The organism is Kriegella aquimaris (assembly GCF_900103215.1).
In the GTDB taxonomy this organism is placed as follows: domain Bacteria; phylum Bacteroidota; class Bacteroidia; order Flavobacteriales; family Flavobacteriaceae; genus Kriegella; species Kriegella aquimaris.
Genome location: NZ_FNGV01000013.1, coordinates 120897 through 143191, shown reverse-complemented (window position 1 = coordinate 143191; position 22295 = coordinate 120897). Strand labels below are relative to the sequence as shown.

14 protein-coding genes are annotated in these 22295 nt (G+C 40.5%); 12 read left to right on the top strand and 2 right to left on the bottom strand.

Annotation, left to right across the window (positions count from 1 at the left end):
- Positions 1–95: 95 nt before the first annotated feature.
- Both BLS33_RS19640 and BLS33_RS19635 read right to left on the bottom strand, forming a co-directional pair.
- Positions 96–842 carry a molybdopterin-dependent oxidoreductase gene (locus BLS33_RS19640; protein ID WP_089893761.1) on the bottom strand — a complete coding sequence of 249 codons (747 nt, stop codon included), beginning with the start codon at positions 840–842 and terminating at the stop codon, positions 96–98.
- A 1-nt stretch (position 843) separates the two neighbouring features.
- On the bottom strand, positions 844–1551 hold the full coding sequence (locus BLS33_RS19635) for a cytochrome b/b6 domain-containing protein (protein WP_176801466.1): 708 nt from the start codon (positions 1549–1551) through the stop codon (positions 844–846).
- 520 nt (positions 1552–2071) lie between these two features.
- Here BLS33_RS19635 and BLS33_RS19630 point away from each other — a divergent pair.
- The 12 genes from BLS33_RS19630 (at position 2072) to BLS33_RS19575 (ending at position 22257) form a co-directional block, all read left to right on the top strand.
- The gene (locus tag BLS33_RS19630) at positions 2072–3466 is read left to right on the top strand and encodes a Gfo/Idh/MocA family protein (protein ID WP_089893756.1); all 1395 of its coding nucleotides are present in this window, start codon (positions 2072–2074) and stop codon (positions 3464–3466) included.
- A gap of 219 nt (positions 3467–3685) precedes the next feature.
- On the top strand, positions 3686–4420 hold the full coding sequence (locus BLS33_RS19625; RefSeq protein ID WP_218129619.1) for a GDSL-type esterase/lipase family protein: 735 nt from the start codon (positions 3686–3688) through the stop codon (positions 4418–4420).
- Between the two features lie 440 nt (positions 4421–4860).
- Positions 4861–8109, top strand: a complete 3249-nt coding sequence (locus tag BLS33_RS19620; protein ID WP_089893754.1) for a SusC/RagA family TonB-linked outer membrane protein — start codon at positions 4861–4863, stop codon at positions 8107–8109.
- A gap of 29 nt (positions 8110–8138) precedes the next feature.
- Complete coding sequence (locus tag BLS33_RS19615) at positions 8139–9848, top strand: RagB/SusD family nutrient uptake outer membrane protein (protein ID WP_089893751.1); 1710 nt, start codon at positions 8139–8141, stop codon at positions 9846–9848.
- A 162-nt stretch (positions 9849–10010) separates the two neighbouring features.
- Positions 10011–11450 (top strand): neutral/alkaline non-lysosomal ceramidase N-terminal domain-containing protein, encoded by a 1440-nt coding sequence (locus BLS33_RS19610; protein WP_143017657.1) that lies wholly within the window; start codon positions 10011–10013, stop codon positions 11448–11450.
- Positions 11451–11493: 43 nt separating this feature from the next.
- Positions 11494–13803: an alpha/beta hydrolase gene (locus BLS33_RS19605; RefSeq protein ID WP_089893749.1), complete on the top strand. Its 2310-nt coding sequence runs from the start codon at positions 11494–11496 to the stop codon at positions 13801–13803.
- Between the two features lie 45 nt (positions 13804–13848).
- On the top strand, positions 13849–15135 hold the full coding sequence (locus BLS33_RS19600) for an alpha/beta hydrolase family protein (protein ID WP_143017656.1): 1287 nt from the start codon (positions 13849–13851) through the stop codon (positions 15133–15135).
- Positions 15136–15192: 57 nt separating this feature from the next.
- Positions 15193–15924 carry a rhamnogalacturonan acetylesterase gene (locus BLS33_RS19595; RefSeq protein ID WP_089893747.1) on the top strand — a complete coding sequence of 244 codons (732 nt, stop codon included), beginning with the start codon at positions 15193–15195 and terminating at the stop codon, positions 15922–15924.
- Between the two features lie 111 nt (positions 15925–16035).
- The gene (locus BLS33_RS19590) at positions 16036–17517 is read left to right on the top strand and encodes a hypothetical protein (RefSeq protein WP_218129618.1); all 1482 of its coding nucleotides are present in this window, start codon (positions 16036–16038) and stop codon (positions 17515–17517) included.
- A gap of 93 nt (positions 17518–17610) precedes the next feature.
- A complete protein-coding gene (locus BLS33_RS19585) occupies positions 17611–18345 on the top strand; it encodes a rhamnogalacturonan acetylesterase (protein ID WP_089893743.1) in 735 nt (244 codons plus the stop codon).
- A 98-nt stretch (positions 18346–18443) separates the two neighbouring features.
- A complete protein-coding gene (locus BLS33_RS19580) occupies positions 18444–19922 on the top strand; it encodes a hypothetical protein (protein WP_218129617.1) in 1479 nt (492 codons plus the stop codon).
- A 64-nt stretch (positions 19923–19986) separates the two neighbouring features.
- A complete protein-coding gene (locus BLS33_RS19575; RefSeq protein WP_089893740.1) occupies positions 19987–22257 on the top strand; it encodes a family 20 glycosylhydrolase in 2271 nt (756 codons plus the stop codon).
- Positions 22258–22295 lie beyond the last annotated feature (38 nt).

The following is a 22295-nucleotide window of genomic DNA, read 5'->3' as shown; positions in this document are numbered from 1 at the left end:
ATAACTTTTGAGTACAAAAACACGATCGTTCAAAGAATGGGATTTATATACAAATTTTAAAGAGGTTGCGAAGTTAGTAAAGTATAAGGGCTGTTTCAAATACCGGCATACCAAGAAAACCCAGGAGTTAACATTTCCGAAAATTCGTCGGTAACAACGATTCGTTTTAGATATTTCATGCTCTTATAACCAACTTGTGTCTCTACCCTTAAACGGACAGGAGCTCCATGCGGTATAGCTAGACTACGTCCGTTCATGCCATATGCCAATATCGTCTGGGGGTGAAATGCATCGAAGAGGTCAATACTGTCTTTCCAGCCATCGTAGGCGTAGAAATTTACAAAACGTGCACTGGGCAGTATTCCTACACTTTCGAGCAAATGGCCAAGGGGTAGGCCGGTCCACTGAGCTATAGCGGTCCATCCTTCTTCACAAGTATGTCGCGTAATTTGGGTTCGTGAAGGGAACTTTTGGATATCCGCGATCGAATATTTTCCTGGTCGTGCCACTTGTCCTTCGATTGACAAATGCCATTTCGCAAACGCATCTTTTTGTAAGCGTCCATACTCCTCACTGGAATTAGATCTTAATTTATTATCTGCAGGATTAGTGGTGCCTGTGGCAGGAAACGAAGTTATATCTCCATAATGATATTCCTTAACTAGCGATTGGTCGGGCAAAAGTGCACGTTGGGAAGTATAGGTAAGCAGATCGGCCATTCGCAGAATCTTACCATAAGTTGGCGGCAATGGTTTGGAGCAACCCGGTAATAATAATCCTCCTATCGCGGTTAGCCCAGTGGCAATTGCTTGACGTCTTGTGAAAATTTTATTCTCTTTCATATTATTTTCCTAAAGTCATAAAACGGATATTCTTTTTAAATCCTGACTTATAAATCATAAATAGATGCACAAAAAGAAATATTTCGAGTATTACGGATGCAAAAAAATGAATTGTTCGGGCAGATTGAAACCCTCCCATGATATCTAAAAGAAATGGGTATGCCGCGGTTATGGCCGGTGACATTGTCAAACCTGTAATAACTACTAACGGTAAAACTATAAATATTACAAACGTATAGGCAGTTTTTTGCAAGAGACCATATTGAGGTCCGTTAGTTGCAGGATCAACCTGCATTCGAAAATGCGCGCTAATATCCTGCAAAAACAACCGGGGAGAGAACTCTTTTAGCTTCAGCCAAATATGATTTCGGAAATGACTCGAGACAATTCCCGTAATTAGGTAGATCAACCCTGTAATCACAAGAAACCAGGCTGATATAAAATGAAGACTTCGACCCCAACCATTCTCATTAAAAATATTAATTGTACGACTTGAGGAAACCGGAGATTCTGCATTATCAAAAAAGGGCACACTTTCATCCCAACCCCCATGCTTGTAATTTCTGCTTATGGGCAATTCAAATAGTGCAGGTGTAAGGTCGTTTCCGACCTCCCCCCAGTAAAGTCGCGGATGAACCATCAGAATCTCGTATCCACTATAGGTTAGAAATAGAAAACTCAGGGTGATAATCCAATGAGAAATTTTCACCCACCGCTTATGTTTTGTTGTCTTATTGTCCACAGTATTGAGAGGGTTCGTTTATTTAACAATTATATTTACGGGTACCGATTTCAATCAACTAAAGTTAGGCGCTAATCTTTTCAATTCTAAATACAAATAATTCATATTGTAGTATTGGTATTCTCATTATGGATATTTATAATTTATCGCAAGGCCTTTTTAAGGTTTCATTGAATTAAAGGAGTGTTTGTTTCTCAATTAGTGTTGTAAGATTTCTTACTAATGAAGAGTTAGTATCAATATTTAGATTATTTGTATTGGTAGAGGGCCTTGTAACAGAATATCTTTGAAAAAGTACCTTTAACAGGTGTTTTGTTAAAATGGATAAGTTTCAAGAAAGATAAGAGTAGCTGGATGAAGAAAACTAAAACCTTTTAGGTGCAAGATGGGTCAATTCGGTATTCTATATATGACATACAATCGCAAGACATATAATTCAGTAAGGCCTACAAAGAAAGTTAAAAAATGAACATTTAATAAATAGTTTATGACCAATTCACGAAGAAATTTTATAACCTCGATCAGTATGCTTGCCGCTTCTTCGGCGGTACCAATTAGTGCTTTTGCGTTCACAAAATCCAAAAAGCTGAAAATCGTATTGGTGGGAACAGGGAGTCGGGGCATTAGTTTCTGGGGGAAAAGATTGGTCGATCAATATTCTGAAATTCTTGAGTTTGTCGGCCTTTGTGATATTAATCCCGGCCGTTTGGAATATGCGAAGGGCCGTATGGGGGTCGACTGCCCGACCTATGTCGATTTTGACCTCATGATGGAAAAGTCAAGCCCCGATCTGGTCATAGTAACCACAAAAGATAGCACGCATCATGAATTCATCATTAAGGCCTTGGAGAAGGACTGTGATGTACTTACCGAGAAGCCGCTGACAACCGATGCCTTTAAATGCCAAGCTATTTTGGAGGCCGAAAAGAAATCAAAAAAGAAGGTCATCGTCGGGTTCAATTATCGATGGACGCCCTATAGTACAAAGATCAAGGAACTGTTAATGAAAAATACCATAGGAAAAATAACCTCTGTTGATTTTCATTGGTATTTGAATACATATCACGGGGCATCTTATTTTAGAAGATGGCACGGTGAAATAGAGAATAGCGGTTCGCTATGGGTGCATAAGGCCACGCACCATTTTGATATACTGAATTGGTGGCTCGATTCCGAGCCCAAAGAGGTCTTTGCCTATGGTGATTTGGATTTTTACGGGAAAAATGGTGATTTCAGGGGGGTGAACTGTAGAACGTGTCCACATAGCTCGAAATGTGATTTTCACTATGATATTACCAAAAACAAGACCTCTATGGAGATGTATGTAGCCAATGAAAAACATGATGGTTATGCACCGGATAAATGCCTTTTTCGTGAAGAGATCGATATTTACGACAAAATGTCCGCACAGATCAAATATGAGAACAATGTGGTATTGAACTATTCATTGACGACATATTCGCCCTTCGAAGGTTGGCGGGTGGCGTTTAATGGTACCGAAGGAAGAATCGAGGCCTGGGTCGATATACCCTATAACAAGAATATAGAGTTGGATCAGAGTAAGTTGCATACAGAGGAGATGGATCAGGCCGGAAATGAAGGTATGGAACAACAGCCTATAATAATACACCGGTTGTGGAAAGATTACGACAACTTGAACGTAGTTAGCGAGAAAGGGGGCCATGGCGGGGGTGATAAAAGATTACAGGACAGTCTCTTTTTAAATCCATCGGAGCAAGACCCTTATGGCAGGTCCGCCGGTCTAAGGGACGGGGCCATGTCGTGCTTGATCGGTATCGCGGCAGTACGGAGTATCGAAGAGGGTACGGTTGTAAAGATCAAGGATCTAACAGAGCTTGTGCCAACAGCTGTACGATCTTAAAAGGTCAATTGAACAGAAGTACCCAACTGAAAAATGATGAAGGGTATAGCTATAGGCCGCTCACTATATTAATCAGATTTTCATACTTCAATTAATTAAGAAATCGATATTGAAAACTGCGCTTTTCAAGTATCAAGTTGAACCGGAGAGAACAAAAGCAGTCATGCTATAATTTTTCTTAGGGTAAAGAATTAAGAACAGTATAATGCTGTAGTGATTATGAATAAATCAAAATTACTTTTTCTGGTATTATGTTTCGTTGTGGGGTGTTCTTCCCAGAAGAAAGCGACCGTTTTTAAATCTAGCGAAAATACGGCTGCTGTGGCTTTAAAGAAAAGCGGGCGTGGTTGGGCTGAACGTCATCAAACCATTTTGAGCCGTTTAGGTATGAAACCTGAATTAATTCTTGTAGGAAATTCGATTTTTCATACATTGGATAATGAAGATCGAAAAGAGGTATGGACTAAGTATCTTAATAAATATCATACCGTCAACATGGGCATAAGTGGAGACCGCACGGAAAATGTGATTTGGCGTCTTCAAAACGGTTCGCTTGAAAAAGTAGAACCTAAAGTGGCTATTGTTTTAATTGGCACGAATAATACTGATGGTAATCATTACATGACCGTTAGTAAACCTGAACAACTTGCTGAGGGCATCTGGAAAATTTGCGACATTATAGGAGAAAAGCTTCCCAATACAAAAATTCTTCTAATGGGTATTTTGCCCTATGGTTATAATCCGAACCATCGCAACGAACTCAATAAATCAACAAACGAACTTATTTCGAAATTCCCGGGGAGGAATACAAATATCACTTATATAGATATTTCACCAATTTATCTGAATGCAGACGGCAACGTGAAAAAGAACGTATGCCAGATTACTTACATCCCAACGCTACAGGCCACTTACTTATGTTCGAAGCGCTTGAAAAAGAAATTGAAAAATTAATTTTTTAAACATCTTCATTCCTGGCCCGGTAAAATCAAATGTATAAACTGCATTAGAATTCACCTAAACTTAACCAAAACCCTACAAAGTCTTCAAAGCTCTTGCTAAAATCCTACCGCTAAGAACAAGTGGTTGTTACCGCAAACAGAAATATACACTCTGTTTGGCAAAATTGCATGCATTTCGGTGGTCATAACCCGTACACACTGAAAATCATGAATAAAGGTATTAGTATTTAAAATAATCGTACTAGTAACCACATAGATTGTAGAATACCTTTAACCATATGTTAATGATTAATTAATTGAGGATTGAAATGAACTAAAATAGGTTTCGTGCGCACCGCCCTTATGGACAAATAGAGCAGAATCATTTCATTCGAAGAATTATAAAAGTATTAACCTTTAGAAAACCAATAAAAATAACCAAAAACAGATTCTATGAAAATGAAATGCTTATTTAATTCTGTGAAAGCCGTACAGCTTATATTAATAGTACTAGGTACGCAGTTGCTTCTGTCCCAAACCGATATGGTGACAGGAAAGATAACGGATATGGACCAAATGGTATTGCCAGGGGTGAATATTTTGGTAAAAGGTACAACCGTAGGAACCCAAAGTGATTTTGATGGAAATTTTTCAATTAAGGCAAAATCAGGAGATATATTAATTATTTCATATCTAGGGATGAAAACCCAAGAGTATGCAGTTGGTTCTTCTTTATATATTGAAGTCAAGATGGAAGAAGATGCCAGTCTTCTGGATGAAGCTGTGGTAGTTGGATATGGTACACAGAAAAAGATTAATCTTACCGGAGCGGTAGATGTAATCTCAAGTGACCTACTTCAAAACCGAACAACTTCAACGGTATCTCAATTGTTGGCTAGTTCTGCATCTGGTGTTAGTTTTGACTATGACAGAAATGGGTATCAACCTGGTGCAGAAGCATCTTTGGAAGTAAGAGGTACAGGTTCATTAAATGGTGGTGCTCCTTATGTGGTTATAGATGGTTTCCCGGGAGATATGAACAGACTGAACCCTGAAGACATTGAATCTATTTCTATTTTAAAAGATGCTGCGGCCTCCGCCATATATGGTGCTCGGGCACCTTACGGTGTTATTTTAATTACGACAAAAGCTGGTGCAAAGAATAAGAAATTAAGTGTTTCCTATTCTGTAACTACGAATATAATTACACCTGCACGCTTGCCTGGAACACTTGATTCTTATACCTATGCTCGCGTACTTAACGAGGCGTCACTCAATAAAACTTCATCGCTAAATTATAATGAAGAAACCATTGACCGAATAAGAGCTTATCAAAGAGGAGATACAGGTTATCTCAGTTCGCAAATAACCGAACAATTTCCAGACTTTCCAGTAGGTCAAATGACCAATTGGGAGGCTTTCCCAACTGAAGGAGGAGGCTGGAGCGGTATTAATAATGAAGACCCGTGGGATTATTTTACCGGCACCAATATTGGTACTTCGCAAAATTTTTCTATCAGCGGAGGTTCCGAAAAAACTTCCTACTATTTCTCTGCGGGATATTTAGATCAACCTAGTTCGCTAAAATTAGGAAACGATTATTTCAAAAGATTCAATGTGTCGGCCAAAATAAACACTGAACTTACAGATTGGTGGGATTTTAGATATGAAACCCGGTTTATGAAGAGTGAAAGACACTTTCCAAACGGTTCGCGTCCACAAGACCAAGATACGTATAATGCTTTGTTCCATATAATATTCAACACACCCCCTACACATCCTTTTTATACGGGATTCGGAGAAGAAACACAGGGTGGAAGACAGTTCTTTTGGGCTGGTTATAACGATGATGAAAAGACAGAGAACTGGCAAATTGTTGGTACAGAGTTAAGACCTGCGAAGGGTTGGAAAATAAATGCCGATTTTGCATATCAAGTGGTCGATAAGTACGAACTACATGATGGGCAAGAATTTACTACGGTCAATTGGCTGACAGGGGAAAATACCAGTAGCTGGTACCCGACTCAGGTAAATGAATACCATTACAGTGATTATTACTGGAGTACAAACTTATACACCTCGTATGAAAAGAGTTTGAATGAAAAACATAATTTCCTTTTGATGGGTGGTATGCAATTAGAGACTTCCAAATTTAGATCTTTAAATGCACAAGCTAGAGGCTTAATTGTGCCCGAGGTAATATCATTATCAACAGCTACGGGAGAACCTTCACTTCAAGAGTCTTTGTCACATTGGTCTACGGAAGGATATTTTGGTAGGCTTACCTACAACTTCAAAGAAAAATATTTGTTTGAAACAAATATAAGATACGATGGTACATCGAGGTTCCAAGATGGAAAACGATGGGGATTCTTTCCCTCCCTTTCTGCTGGATGGGTTGTTAGTAACGAACCGTTTTGGGAAGCTATTAGCCCAGTGGTCAACACTTTTAAGTTTAGGGGTTCATGGGGCGAGCTGGGCAATCAAAATGTCGCCTCATATCAAGATCTTGCTTTAATACCCACAACAAAATCTAATCTGGGTTGGCTTCCCGCTTACAACCAAGTAGGACAAGTAGGGTACACCTTGACCCCTGGTCTAGTGAGCCCCGGTCTAACCTGGGAAACAGCGGCCACCACGAACCTAGGTCTGAATTTAGGATTATTTAAAAATAAGTTACAATTCGATTTTGATTGGTTTGAGCGAAACACTACCGATATGATTGGTCCATCCGTGGCCCTGCCAGGGGTCTTAGGGGCATCTGCACCACGATCCAATAATGCTTCTTTAAGTACAAAAGGATGGGAAATGGCATTGAAGTGGAAACAATCTTTTCAAAATGGTCTGAACTACTTTGTTAACCTTAGTCTTTATGATGCGAAAACCATCGTAACCGAATACAATAACCCCACCGGGATTCTTAATTCTTGGACTTGGCGGGAAGGTCAGGAAATTGGCGAAATTTGGGGCTGGTCGTCTCAAGGAATGTTTAAAAGCCAAGAAGAAATAGATAACCATGTCGACCAATCTTATATTTTCAACGAATGGAATACCGGTGACCTTAAATATGATGATATAGATGGTGATGGGAAGATTGATCAAGGCGAAGGTACTATGGATGACCATGGTGATTTGGTATTGCTGGGTAGTACCACCCCACGTTACCAGTATGTAATTAATGCGGGTGCAAATTTTAAAGGCCTTGACTTTTCAATGGTTTGGAAGGGAACTGGAAAAAGAGAAAAAGGAAATTATGGAAATCAAGACTATGCATTTTATGGTTTCTCTCGGGCGGGTTGGTCACAACCCAAAGATGACCACATGGATTACTATAGAGACCAGCCGGGAACTGAATATGTTGGTTTATACGAAGGAGATGCGAATATAAACACCGATGCCTATTATACCAGGCCCTATTTAGATCTTGCGTCAAACCTTAAAAATCAAAATTATAATTCTTGGTTTTTGGCAAATTATTCCTTCATAAGGCTTCAGAATGTACAATTGGGGTATACGTTGCCTGAAAAGGCTTTCCCAAAGGTTAATATCAGGTTTTACCTTTCTGGTGACAACCTATTGACTTTCGACCACTTGCCGAAAGGCATAGACCCTACTATCGCTGAAGGGGGCTACCGAGACAATGCGGGCAAGGACTATAGGGCAGACAGGATCTATTCCTTCGGATTAAACCTGAAATTTTAATTGATTCTAACCATTTAGACATATAACCGATGAAAACAAGATATTATATAGTATTGATTTTGACCTTAGTTTTTGCCACAGCTTGTGAAGATTATTTAGATCGACCACCGTTGGATCAAATAGACAATGAAAGTTATTGGAAATCTGCAGTTGATTTGCAAAACTACACCGCCCAGTTTTATCAAAACCTACCGGGGCATCAAAACAGCATTTATACAGAGGGGCTGGAATCTAATGATGATTTTACTTTTCGAAATACTGACGATTTGCTAAATGGTCAAGTTGTAATTAATACGGGTTCATGGCAATCTGATTTTTCGGCCATTCGGGGCATCAATATCTTTTTTGATAATTACCAAAAATGTGAAGATGATTTTCAGATATGGAAGCAATATTTGGGCGAAGCACAGTTTTTTAAGGCTTGGAGTTACTTTAGCCTAGTTCAAAAATATGGTGATGTTCCTTGGTACACCCACGCACTGACCCCCGATGAGGAAGCTGAATTACAGCGACCCAGAGACGCTAGAACGGTCGTAGTAGATTCAATACTTGGTTTGTTGAATGAAGCCGCCCAGAATGTCGATTTTAGGGATGAAGCCCCTTGGAACAATAATTCGATAAATAAAGAAGCGGTGCTTGCTTTTACTACTCGAGTGGCCCTTTACGAGGCAACTTGGCAAAAATACCATAAAGACACTCCCTTTGGTACGGCGGGGGCCGATTCCGATAAATATTTCCAAGCAAGTGTAAATGCAGCGGAAGAATTAATGAGTGGCAACTATAATGTTGGTATTTATAATACCGGAAACCCTGACACCGATTATTTCGAACTGTTCGGGTTGGGCGATATGGGCCCTGTCAATGAAATACTGTTGTACAGAGCGTACAATGCAACCGAAAGAATAGGGCATAACCAAAATTATTATACCGCCACTGCCCCCAATCAAATTGGGGCAACTTGGTCGTATATTTCTACATTCCTTGGTGTCGATGGCGCACCTTTTGATTATTTGGACCTGGCAGAAACCAGCAAAGGAGTAGACTTTTTAACGGAAATAGCTGCCAATTGCGATCCAAGATTAAAACAGAGTATTTGGATTCCAGGTGATTTAATGAATTCGGGAACGGGTGTGATATTTAACCAATCTCCAATATTCGAGGCGAACACCCAGAATAATTCTACAGGCTTTCAAATTAAAAAGTTTAATAATCTTAACACGACAGCAGATTATGCAAATGCGAATGATGCCGGTTACATACTTTTTAGCTACTCTGAAGTATTGCTCAATTATGCAGAGGCTAAATATGAACTGGACGGCACAGTGGCTTATGATCAGCTTAATTTATTGCGTGCACGGGTAGGAATGCCTGATTTTATGGTTAACCCACAGAGCGCCGACCCCAATGTAGCAGATTATGGATATTCTATTTCAGATGAATTATATGAGATAAGAAGAGAAAGACGTGTTGAGAAAGCTTTTGAACAATTACGGCAAGAGGACTGGAAACGTTGGGCGGCTCATAGTTTATTTGCCGGTAAAAGACCGTTAGGATATCCATTTAATGAAAGTGAGTTTCCGGGAGAAAATCCTATTCTTAATGAAAACGGGTTGATTGATGTATTACAAAATGAAATTCCGAATGGTTACGGATTCAGACCTGGACAGGATTATTTGAATAGTGTGCCCGAATCGGAATTGACCCTTAATCCTAGTTTGACACAAAATCCGGGTTGGTAAGCACTGTGAGAATCATGTATGGTATTGCGATATTAATTGAATCTTAGTAGGTATAACTGTTTGATGGTTTTTTACAGGGTTATGTGTTACATTGATAACTATAATGGTTATTTTATTACAATGTTCTATAACATATAAATAAGATTAATTAGAATAATAAGTATGAGGCAATTTAAAATTGTATTGATTCTATTCCTTCTAGGTTGTATTTCAAACCTTCGGGGCCAAGAGAAGGTTTTTATGGCGGGGGCCTCTCAAATTGATATAACCCCTCCCTTGGGATTAGAGCTTATTGGCAACTTCGCTGAGAATTTTGCGGGCAATATCCATGATCCGTTACATGCCAAGTCATTGGTGCTAGACGATGGCAACAGTAAAATTGCTATTGTCATAGTCGATAACTTAGGCGTAACGGAGAAGGTATTTGAACAGGCCAAAGAATACATACAGAATGAAATTGGACTGAAGAAAGATCATGTCCTTATAGCATCGACCCACACCCATTCCGGACCGGATGCTGGGGAGTTCTACATGTCAGAAACAGAACCTCTGACTGAATACGGTAAATTCTTGGCAAGAAAGATTGCAGATGGCGTTACAACATCACATCATAATCTGGAACCTGCAAAGATTGCCTGGGGAGGAGTAGCTGTTCCCGAACATGTTTTTGTTCGCAGATGGTTTATGAAAGATTCGGTGTATAGCCCTTACGGAACTAAGGATATTGTGGCAATGAATCCGGGAACTATGAATCCGAACATTGTTAAGCCTTCAGGCCCGGTAGACCCCGAAGTTTCTTTTATATCGTTACAGGCTACATCTGGGCGTCCTATTTCAGTATTGGCCAATTATTCGCTGCATTATGTGGGGTGGGTGCCCAAGGGTGATATCTCTGCAGACTATTTTGCACTCTTTGGTGCTTATTTAGGCCAAAAGTTATCCGTAGATGAGGATATGAAATACCCGCCGTTTGTGGGTATCATGTCAAATGGAACCTCCGGTAATGTGAACAACAATGATTATGGTAAACCACGTGGAGAAACGAGGTCAGTAGACAGGCCTTACGAACAAATGGACTATGTGGCCAGAGATGTTGCGGAAAAAGTATATAAGGCCTTGCAAAAAGTAAAGTATAGCTCGTGGGTGCCTTTAGGAGGAGAGCTTTCTGTATTGCCTTTAAAAACACATAGGGCAAGCCCCGAGGTGATGGCCAATGTGGCAAGGATTTTAGATCGGCCAGACTCCGATAAACCATTGTATTCAAGTAGGGAAAAAATATATGCCAAACGCATCCTAAAAATGGAATTGGAGTGGCCTGATGAAATTGAGGTGCAATTGCAAGCTTTGCGAATTGGTGATTTGGGAATTACCGGGCTACCCTTTGAGGCTTTTACCCAAATTGGATTGGAAATTAAAGATAAAAGTCCGTTTAAGGATACTTTTACTATTGAACTTGCCAATGGAGACTATCTTTATTTGCCCACCCCGCAAGAAGTTGAGCTTGGTGGCTACGAAACTTGGCTGAGTATTAGAACGGTAGAAAAATACGCATCCGATAAAATAACCAAAAGGCTACTAGAACAACTGAACAGTCTGAAATGATGCAATTTATCTAACTAGCATAATCAATATTAGTAGAACCATTATGAGGTCGATTATAGGTTTTTTTGGCGTTTTATTCTTTCTTTCTTCGGGTATGTTGAAGGTGTTTTCACAATCTAAACCGGTTTCCGAGGTAGAGAAGGTTAAAATAATAGACGAGTACCATTATAGTGAAAGTTTTACCGACAATAGATCTTATAGGGTTTTTCTCCCTGTGGATTACGAAAAGGTTGGCCCGAAAAAATATCCGGTAATCTACTTTTTTCATGGGTGGGCACAACGCTATTTTGGATCAATGGGCTTAGGCTATTCCGACTATGATAAAGGAGATGAAAATGATGGTGATAATATTGAAAAATTCGTATCGGAAAATGATGTAATTATCGTTAAAATAGATGGCAAAAATCAATTTCCAAGTGAACCTTATAATACCAGTACATACAATACAAGTGATGTTACTACCTTTCGACAGTTTCCTTACTACTTTAAAGAATTAGTTCAGCACATAGATAGCCGTTATCCGACCATAGCAGACAGGGAACATAGGGCAGTATCTGGATTGTCAATGGGTGGGTTTATGACCTTTTGGTTAGCCGCCAAATACCCTGATATTGTGAGTGCGGCAGGTAATTTTTGTGGATCTACGGAATTTATGGCCGGCCCACTTGAATTTCCGGCACGGTATGAACATGCTGAAATGTTCGATAGCTTCAAGGGCACAAGTGTTCGAATGCATAATGGAACCAGAGATCGTCTACGATTTTACCACCAGGACCTTAATCGGTATTGGTTCAATGTCGTTCCCCAGTATGAATTTAAGGCATACGAAGCTTCGCACGTTACTTGTGGACTTGGAGATATGTTCGATTTTCTTATGCGGGCCTTTGAATCCCCATTACCCTTGCCCGAACGATGGGACTACATCGATATTTACCCCTTTTTTGAAATACGCGATTATAAAATTGAGACTGATAGAAACCGTGCCGGGTTTACCATTTTAGAAAATGTTGATAAAGATGGCTTCAAAATAGCGATACGTAATTTTCTGCCCGACGGTGAGTTGATGACAAATGTTAAGGTAAAAGTTACCACAGCACCCATTTACGAAAAGAGCACGGGGTATGTCATTACCGATATTGATTTAAGAAATTTTGATAAAAAAACCTATACGGTTAAAAGTGATTCTGAAGGCAGATTGAATGTTCATACCACTGGAAGTTTACATCAAATAGGAATCAGTGGGCAAAAAGAAAGTCCGAATCTCGCCATTGCCAACTTTTCCATGGTTAACCAACAATGGGCCGAGACCGGTAAAAATTTAGATTTATCCATAGATATATTAAATAAAGGAAATAAGGGGGCAGCGGGGATTACAGGTGAGTTGATTGCGGTTAGTGATAGTTTGGAAATAATTTCCGGTATGGGGAAATTAAAGACTTTGCCTGTTTTAACGAAGGATAACTTAAAGGGCAAGCTCGAAATCCGAAACAAGAAAAAAGGAGTTGAAATTGCCAAGTTCAAGTTGATTCTGAAGGATGATGCAGGAAATGAATGGCAAGAAGAATTTGAACTACGTTTTAAGGATCCAGTAGACGAGATTACAGATTTTGTAATAGCTGATGGCAAGGAAATGACCGTTGTTGAAGGTGCGGTAGATTCATTTACCGGTATTGTTGGGGCTGGAAATGGCGATGGTATAGCCAACCCGGGAGAAACTATTGTGATTTTGGTCAAAGAAGATGGAAAGTATATTCGAACAAATGCCATTTCACACCACCCAGGAATAAATGAGAATGGGATTCATATGCGTATAGCCGATACTTGGCAAGATTATGATCATATAGGCGGGGCCGTAAAGTATACTAAGCCTATAATATCTTCAGAAAAATTTTCAGCAAAAGAGGTTTGGTTTTATATAGAGTATTGGCTACCGGCCAATCATATCATTAGCGGGCAGCATATTATAAAAAAAGGTAAGGTAAAAGTTCAGGTTAAAGGCGAGGACAAAACGCCGCCCCAAATACAATGGCTTCAAGTGCTTACTGACGATCGAATTGAGGCAAGAATATACGACGGTCTTTCTGTAGATAAGGTACTGCTTACATTTGCTGCCAACACGGAAAAGGCGACCATACCACATATAAAATGGGAAAAAGTTCCTGAGGAATTTAGCGTAGAGCTAGTTGATACTGGGTTGGATGGCGATACCATTAAGGGAGATGGCATTTACAGTAGGAGGATAGAAAACCGCCCATCCTATTTTTACGATTTGAAGTTGGAAATGTCCGATACCAAAGGTAACCATGGGATAATTGATTGGCCGGAAACTGTTTTTTTAAGGAATACAAATTAAAAAAATCAAATGTTAGAAAGTTTAATATCTAAAAAACATAATAGGATGAAAGCAATTCCCATTTTACTTTTTACAGTTCTGTTGGCTGTGGCTTGCAAAGACGAAAAAAAGACGCTACCTCAAGATGATGTTAGTGTGGAAGAAGAAGGAAAGGCCGAAAAAGGGACCTTGCGACAAGGAGCTTTTTTTACGGAAGAAGAGGGTAAGGCCGAACTTCTCGAATTAGAATCAATGTATTCTAATAAGGAAGCATGGGAACCACGCAAGAAAATGCTCAAATCTCAAATTTTGAAAGGGTTGAATTTATCTCCCCTGCCGAATCGTACGCCCCTGAATCAAGTAATCGGTTCAAAAAGAATTAGGGATGGCTACTCTGTCGAGAATGTTTATTTCGAGAGTATTCCTGGGTTTTACGTATTCGGAAATTTGTATCGTCCTCTCGATAGCACTAAAAAACATGCTGCAGTTCTTAGTCCGCACGGGCATTTTCCTGGTGATAATCTTGGGGAATCTGGCCGGTTCCGTGAGGACCAACAGAAACGTTGTGCCACCCTGGCCCAAATGGGCGCAGTTGTGTTGAGCTATAGTATGTATGGTTGGGGTGAAGGCTTTAGGCAATTAAATGCCAAGGGCAGTATTGAAAATCCAGATACTGACCAACAAAGCAAAAGCCACCATGTACCATTGGCATTGACCATGCAGACATGGAACAGTATACGGGCCATTGATTTTCTAGAGACCTTGCCCGATGTCGATCCAAAAAAAATTGCCATAACGGGAGCTTCGGGAGGTGGTACCCAAACTTTTTTAATGGCGGCGGTAGACGATCGTGTCAGTGTGAGTTTGCCTGTGGTAATGATATCATGCCATTTTTTTGGAGGATGTAATTGTGAAAGCGGACTTCCCATTCACGAAAGTGCCGAACATTTTACAAATAACACCGAAATAGCGGCAATGGTTGCACCAAAGCCAATGTTGCTGATTTCCGATGGAGCTGACTGGACCAAAAATGTACCACAGGTCGAATACCCGTTTATAAAACGCACCTATTCGTTCTATAATGCCGAAAACAATGTTGAAAACAAACATTTCCCTCATGGCGTACATGATTATAACTATGATAAAAGGTCTACTGTCTATGCATTCATGGCCGAGCACCTTGGGTTGGACCTTAAAGCTGTGACGGACGAAAGTGGAAAAATTGATGAGCATGAAAGCGAATTGGAAGGTGCTGTCGATATGTTGTCATTTACTGACGACATCCCATTTCCTAGTAATGCATTGCAGGGTCAAGAAGCTGTAGAGCAGGCATTTCATGAGATGACCAAGTGATTTGGCCCATAAAAAAATGTTTTTAATAATTTGTGATTAGTGTCAAACACCATCATAATGAGAAAAGTGTTCCTTATTTTATTATTTACATGTTCCATCTGTTTTGGACAAAATAGTACGATTTACACTATTGGTGACTCGACTATGGCCGAGCAAGATGTCACTGCAGAATATCCAGGAAGAGGTTGGGCACAAATGTTACAAAAATTTTTTACTGACGAAATTACTGTTGCGAACCGAGCAGTTAGTGGGCGAAGCTCCCGCAGTTATATCAATGAAAATCGGTGGGATTCGGTTTATCGAATTTTGAAACCTGGTGACTATGTATTCATACAATTTGGACATAATGATCAAAAGGTGGATGACCCGAAGCGCTATACCAATGCGCATACGGCGTATCGTCATAATTTGATACGTTTTATTGAAGAGACCAGAGAAAAGGGAGCAACACCTGTATTACTCTCCTCCATAGCTAGAAGGAGATTTAATGAAGATGGAACCTTGATAAGCTCGCTTGGGTATTACCCCCTTGAGACCCGCTTGGCGGCCCAGGAATATGATGTGGAATTTATCGATCTTGAATATTTGACAGAAGTATTGGAGATGTCCTACGGACCTGAAAAATCGAAGAAACTACATCTTCATTTTAAACCAGACGAACTTGCTTCTTATCCAAAAGGAATTGAGGATAATACGCATCTTTCAATAGAAGGGGCAAATGTCATAGCTGGCATTGTAGCTGGCGAAATAAAGAAAATGAAAATTCCATTGGCAAATCAAGTCAAGTGACAAATATTGAGGAAACTTCATTTCGACTGGGTGATGCTAAAATATAAGAGAGAACAAAACAGCAATGTTAGTTATACCGTTGCAATAACCACTATTTAAATTCTTTGAAAAATGAAACTTAAGAACACATTTAGTTATATGGTAGTATGGCTGTTTGCCGTAGTAATGCTGATTGGTACACAAACGGCACATGCCCAGGGGAAAGACGAAAACCAGGCCGTATTTCGCGCAGGAGCGGCAACTGCCAATATAACTCCGTTTTTAGGCGGAGGCATCGTGGGGGGATGGGGAACACCACCTGCGGAATACGTGCACGACGAATTGCATGCGAGATGTTTGGTCTTGGATGATGGAACAACAAAACTGGTCTTTATTATCGTTGATAATGTAGGGTTGCCCTTCAATTTAATCGATAAGGCAAAGAGAATAATACAAGAGGAAACCGGTATAAAAAAAGAAAATATAATGATTTCCGCTACCCATACGCACTCTGCGGTTAGTGGTCATGGAAAAGGAGAAAAACGTCGTGAGTTCGTGGAAGGCGAGGATTTTGATGAATATCAGACTTTAATCATTCGTAGAATTGCCGATGTAGCCAGAATAGCACTTGTTAATCTTGAACCGGCAGAAATAGGCTGGGGCGTTGGTAGTGTGCCACAACATGTATTTGTCCGGAGATGGAAAATGAAACCTGGAACTCCGATGCCCAACCCATTTGGTGGAGAGGACAAGGTGGTCATGAACCCGGGGCACAGTGACAATTTGCTTGAACCTGCGGCAGAACCGGATCCGGAGGTGTCTTTTATATCCGTTCGATCTAGTGACGGAAAACCCATCGCCCTATTAGCGAATTATTCCCTTCACTATGTTGGTTATGTGGGGGACAAGAGTATATCAGCGGATTATTTTGCCATGTTCGCAGATCGTATACAAGAATTGTTAAAATCGGGCCGGCAAGACCCACCATTTGTGGGAATAATGTCAAACGGTACTTCGGGTAATGTGAACAATAATAATTATGCGATAGCCAATTCAAATATTAGAGAACCTTATGTGAAAATGCGAATGGTTGCAGACGATGTAGCGGAAGAAGTATTCCGTGTTCATAAAGAAATAACGTTTCACAAATGGGTTCCCTTGGCCGCGGCTGCGGAAGAACTTAAACTCCATGTACGGAAACCCTCACCTAAAGAGCTATCCCGTGCAGAAGAGGTTATTAATAAACCTGAAACATATAAACCTGTACACCGTCATGAAGTGACCTATGCCCACCGTTTAATTAAATTAAGGGATGAATGGCCAAATGATATAGATGTTGTCCTGCAAACCTTCCGTATAGGAGATTTGGGAGTGGCCGCTATTCCATTTGAAGTTTTCGCGCAAATCGGTATGGATATAAAAGCAAAGAGCCCGTTTAAACAATCCTTTACTGTCGGATTGGCAAATGGTCTTTATGGATACCTGCCCACACCTGAAGAACACAAACTTGGCGGATATGAAACTTGGTACGGAACCAATAATGTCGAGTTCGAAGCTTCCACAAAAATCGTTACAAAATTGATGGACCTTTTTTCGGAAATTGATGGGAAGTGACCTGTATGGTGCGGTAAATCTATAGAAATGAACAAAAGGCTACGGGAGTTAATTTCCGCTTGTATTAAAAATAATACCGCTAAAAATAAGATAATGAGAAGGGCAACACTTATCACGTTAATGACCTGTGCCATCTGTTTTGGGCAAAATAGCACTGTTTATACCATCGGCGACTCGACCATGGCCGAACAAGATGTAGACAAAGAATACCCGGGAAGAGGTTGGGGACAAATGTTACAGCAGTTTTTTGTTGACGAAATTACTGTTGCGAACCGAGCTGTTAGTGGTCGAAGTTCCCGCAGTTATATCACTGAAAATCGATGGGATTCGGTTTATAGAATTTTAAAACCAGGTGATTATGTACTCATACAATTCGGGCATAACGATCAAAAAGCGACAGATGCTAGACGTTTTTCGAATCCCCATACGGCATACCGTTACAACTTGATACATTTTGTTAAACAAACAAGGGAAAAAGGAGCCATCCCCATTCTTCTCACATCAATTTCAGGAAGACAATTTAATGATAAAGGTACGCTTATCAATACTTTGGAAACCTATCCGCTTGAAACGCGTTTGGTTGCGCAAGAATATAATGTTGCATTCATAGATGTTCAATACTTTTCTGAAAAGTTGGAAGAATTATATGGCCCGGAAAAATCAAAAGAACTGCATTTACACTATCGACCAGGTGAAATCAAATTTTATCCTGATGGAGTAGAAGATAACGTTCACTTATCATCTAAAGGGGCAACGGAAATAGCTCGTATAGTTGCAACTCAAATAGAACAACTGAACATTCCTTTGGCGGATAAAGTAAAGCTATAATAATATAGTGTCAATGTTAGGGATGACCAATTAAACATTTCGTCGGTTCGCTAAAAGGCATAGCATCTTATTGTAGAACAAACTTTGAAAATGAAATAATGAAAATTAAAAATCTGTCCTTTTGGGTTGTCGTAGGTATATTTATTTCCATCTTATTGACAGGAATACAATCGGTAAGTGCTCAAGAGGCCACAAACCAATCCGTATTTAGGGCCGGGGCCGCAACGGCAAATATAACGCCATATTTAGATGGGCCGATTGTAGGTAATTTTTGGACACCTCCTCCGGCATCTTACGTACATGATGAATTGCATGCAAGATGTTTGATACTTGATGACGGACGCACAAAACTTATATTCGTTATTGTAGATAATATCGGTTTGGGGCGTAACCTAATGGATGAAACCAAACGGATTATCCAAGAGAAAACCGGTGTTAAGAAGGAAAACATTCTTATATCCGCTACGCATACGCACTCTTCTGTTAGTGGTATGGGAATCGGTGAAAAACGACGTCAATTTGATGATAGCAACGATTTTGATGAATACCAGAATCTACTGATTCAACGTATAGCAGATGTCGTCAGAATAGCACTTTTAAACCTTGAACCGGCCGAGATTGGTTGGGGCGGCGTTAATGTACCGGAGCATGTTTTTGTTCGTCGATGGAAAATGAAGTCGGGGACACCAATGCCCAATCCATTTGGGGGGCAGGACAAAGTGGTCATGAATCCCGGGTATAGTGAAAATTTACTTGAACCTGCGGCAAAACCAGATCCAGAAGTGTCATTTATTTCTGTGCGTGCAAAAGACGGTAAAAATATTGCCCTTTTGGCCAATTACGGTCTTCATTATGTTGGCGGAGTACCGAATGATCATTTGTCAGCGGATTATTTTGCCGTATTTGCAGACCGCATACAGGAATTGTTGAAAGCTGACCGGCAAGACCCGCCTTTCGTTGGAATGATGTCGAATGGCACTTCGGGTGACGTAAACAATCTTAATTTTAGCAAACCAAGGATAAAGAAAGACCCCTATGTTCAAATGCGGGAAGTAGCATTTGATGTAGCTGAAAAAGTATTCCAGGTTCATAAAGAAATAAAATTCCATAAATGGGTTCCGTTAGGGGCCGCTACCCAAGAGCTTACACTCAAAGTGCGAAAGCCCTCTTCCAAGGAATTATCACGGGCTAGGGAGGTAATTAAGAAACCCAAGTCATATAAGCCGGTACATGTTCACGAAATAACCTATGCGCACCGTATGGTTCAATTACAGGAAAAATGGCCAAATGATATAGCTGTTGTTTTACAGGCTTTTCGAATAGGTGATCTGGGAGTAGCGGCAATACCGTTCGAAGTTTTTGCCGAAATAGGTTTCGAAATAAAGGCAAAGAGTCCTTTTGGGGAATCGTTCACCATAGAATTGGCAAATGGTGGATATGGGTATCTCCCATCTCCGGAACAACATAAACTCGGTGGATATGAAACCTGGTACGGAACCAACAACGTCGAGGTCGATGCCTCTACCAAGATTGTTGCCAAATTAATGGAGCTGTTTTCAGAAATAGATAGAAAATAAATCTAATCTCAGCTGTCAAACCCATTGAAAAAATATAAAATTTATCAATATCAAATATTACCCAATGAGAACGTCATTTAAAAGAAACAAGCTTTATTCGTCCTATAAAATTATCGCCTGTCTTTTGCTATTGGCGGGCACATTCGGATGTGAGGAAAAACAACCGGATACAAATACGATTAGCGGTGCGGAAATACTTCCCGCGCCTCAAAACTTTGAAATAAAGGAAGGAAAGTTCATCGACCCAAAAGACCTTGAGGCCATATACATTGCATCCGATACTAAGGATGCCAATTTTGTGGCCAATGAATTGAGGATGAAAATAAATGAACTCTTTGAACATGACGTAAAAATAAAGGTCGCCGAATCGTATGACGGACTTTCAAGCCCGGCCATCGTATTAGGAATCCCTTCAAAGGACCAGGGATTTTCAAGCTATACTTCTGAGCTCCCGGCCCCAAAGAAGGATAATTCGCAGGCCTATGTATTAGAGGCCAAGGATGGCATGATTACCTTATCCGGGGGAGACCAGGCAGGCCTCTTCTATGGCGTCCAGACCCTGGGTCAGCTTTTTGAGGAGGTGAAATGGAAAGAGCAAAATTTGCCCGGACTTCTTATAGAAGATTGGCCGGATATGGAAGAAAGATGGGTGCATTACAATTATTTTTTCCATCTTGACCGGTACGAGTACATTGAGGAGGCCATTAAAAAAATGGCAAAGTATAAGATCAACGGGATCGTTTTCGAATTCGAAGATAAGTTTGATTATAAATCCCATCCGTTCATTGCGGCGCCGAATTCATTTTCTTCCGAACAGGTTAAGGAGCTTACAAAATATGCGAGCCAATATAACGTGGCAATCGTACCGTTGGTACAGGGTTTCGGACATGCAGGCTACCTCCTCAAACATGATGAAATAAAACACCTAAGGGAAGACCCAGAAAGTAACCAGTCTTTTTGCCCCATGAATGAGGAAACCTATGATTTAATATTTGATCTGTACAGGGAAACAATAGAAGCTACGCCAGGGGTCAAGTACTTTCATTTAGGGGGGGATGAAGTCCGCCGGATTGGTTATTGCGACCGTTGTAAGAAGAAAATAGCTGAGGTCGGTGAACTTGGTCTGTACCTAGTTTGGCTGAATAGGGCTCGCGATTTTATGGAGGAGCACGGAAGGATTCCTATTTTCTGGGACGATATGCCATTGAAACAAGCGGGAGGGGTATATGACCTTACAAGAAGGAAGGCCAATGAAAAATATGATTCCATCTGGACCAACGGTGTTGCCCAGCTTAATAAGACGATCCATAAATTTCCTACCGATGGCGTTTTTATGCGATGGAACTATGAACTTGGCAGGGAAAAGGGAAATATACAAATACTGGACTGGTACAGAGAGAATAACTTTAAGACAATGGCCGCAACGGCCATTATAGGGGACTGGCCATTGATCCCCAAATATGACTGGACGCCGAATAACATCAAGAGTTTTATTACCCTTGCGGCAGAAAAGGGCGCCATGGGGCAATTATGTACGGCCTGGGGCGACGATTCCGGGAACCATTCCGAAATCTACTGGTTAGGATTTTTGGCCTCATCCGAATATTCGTGGAGCAGGAAAAGCCCCGAAACTATAGAGGAATATTGGGAAAAATATATCCATAGGTTTTTTGGGCCCGATACCGATGGGCTCATTTCCGCCTTTCATAATCTTTCCGAAAGGGTCTATTTCTGGGATACTGGGTTGATGGAAAAGGGGAATAAGCGCAGAAAAGGCTATCAGCTAAAATCCCTGCCTGACTTTAATGAAATTCCTCCAGAAGGTAGTTGGACAGCACATTTTAAACCGCTCATGGAACAGGCACTAGAAGAGAAGGCGAAATGCGCCGAAGGAACCAAAATTATCGTGGACAATATCCCGAAGGTCAAAGACAACGCCTATAACCTAGAAGTATTCGCCTCTATGGGCCGTTTTATGGAGGCATATACCGACTTGGTTCTTTCCATAGGGGAAATGTCGCGCATCAGTGATGAGGTCAAAGAGGCAAACGACAAGGGACAACAAAAGGAAATGGCCGAAGGACTTGAGAATATGGCGTCCATAGCCAATGATTCATGGAACGAATATGTTGCCAGTTATGAGGACTTAAAAAAAATATGGGAAGTAACACGCTACCCCAAGGGAGGGAAAGAATATATGTTAAACCCCCAGACCATCTATATGGCGGGAAGAACCAAAGATCTTTCATATTTGATCTTGGCAGAACAGGAAATGGATTTTCAGGGATTCGCAAAGAATATGATCGACCAAGCTAAAATATTAACAGGTAAGTAACGGTCAGAAACAACTGTTAAGTCAATTGAGCCCTTTTC

Bases quoted from the DNA above. Each gene is read 5' to 3' on its own strand.
- BLS33_RS19630 (WP_089893756.1), top strand. From the start codon at position 2,072: ATGACCAATTCACGAAGAAATTTTATAACCTCGATCAGTATGCTTGCC.
- BLS33_RS19605 (WP_089893749.1), top strand. From the start codon at position 11,494: ATGAGGTCGATTATAGGTTTTTTTGGCGTTTTATTCTTTCTTTCTTCG.
- BLS33_RS19600 (WP_143017656.1), top strand. From the start codon at position 13,849: ATGAAAGCAATTCCCATTTTACTTTTTACAGTTCTGTTGGCTGTGGCT.
- BLS33_RS19585 (WP_089893743.1), top strand. From the start codon at position 17,611: ATGAGAAGGGCAACACTTATCACGTTAATGACCTGTGCCATCTGTTTT.
- BLS33_RS19625 (WP_218129619.1), top strand. From the start codon at position 3,686: ATGAATAAATCAAAATTACTTTTTCTGGTATTATGTTTCGTTGTGGGG.
- BLS33_RS19610 (WP_143017657.1), top strand. From the start codon at position 10,011: ATGAGGCAATTTAAAATTGTATTGATTCTATTCCTTCTAGGTTGTATT.
- BLS33_RS19580 (WP_218129617.1), top strand. From the start codon at position 18,444: ATGAAAATTAAAAATCTGTCCTTTTGGGTTGTCGTAGGTATATTTATT.
- BLS33_RS19590 (WP_218129618.1), top strand. From the start codon at position 16,036: ATGAAACTTAAGAACACATTTAGTTATATGGTAGTATGGCTGTTTGCC.
- BLS33_RS19615 (WP_089893751.1), top strand. From the start codon at position 8,139: ATGAAAACAAGATATTATATAGTATTGATTTTGACCTTAGTTTTTGCC.
- BLS33_RS19575 (WP_089893740.1), top strand. From the start codon at position 19,987: ATGAGAACGTCATTTAAAAGAAACAAGCTTTATTCGTCCTATAAAATT.
- BLS33_RS19595 (WP_089893747.1), top strand. From the start codon at position 15,193: ATGAGAAAAGTGTTCCTTATTTTATTATTTACATGTTCCATCTGTTTT.
- BLS33_RS19640 (WP_089893761.1), bottom strand. From the start codon at position 842: ATGAAAGAGAATAAAATTTTCACAAGACGTCAAGCAATTGCCACTGGG.
- BLS33_RS19620 (WP_089893754.1), top strand. From the start codon at position 4,861: ATGAAAATGAAATGCTTATTTAATTCTGTGAAAGCCGTACAGCTTATA.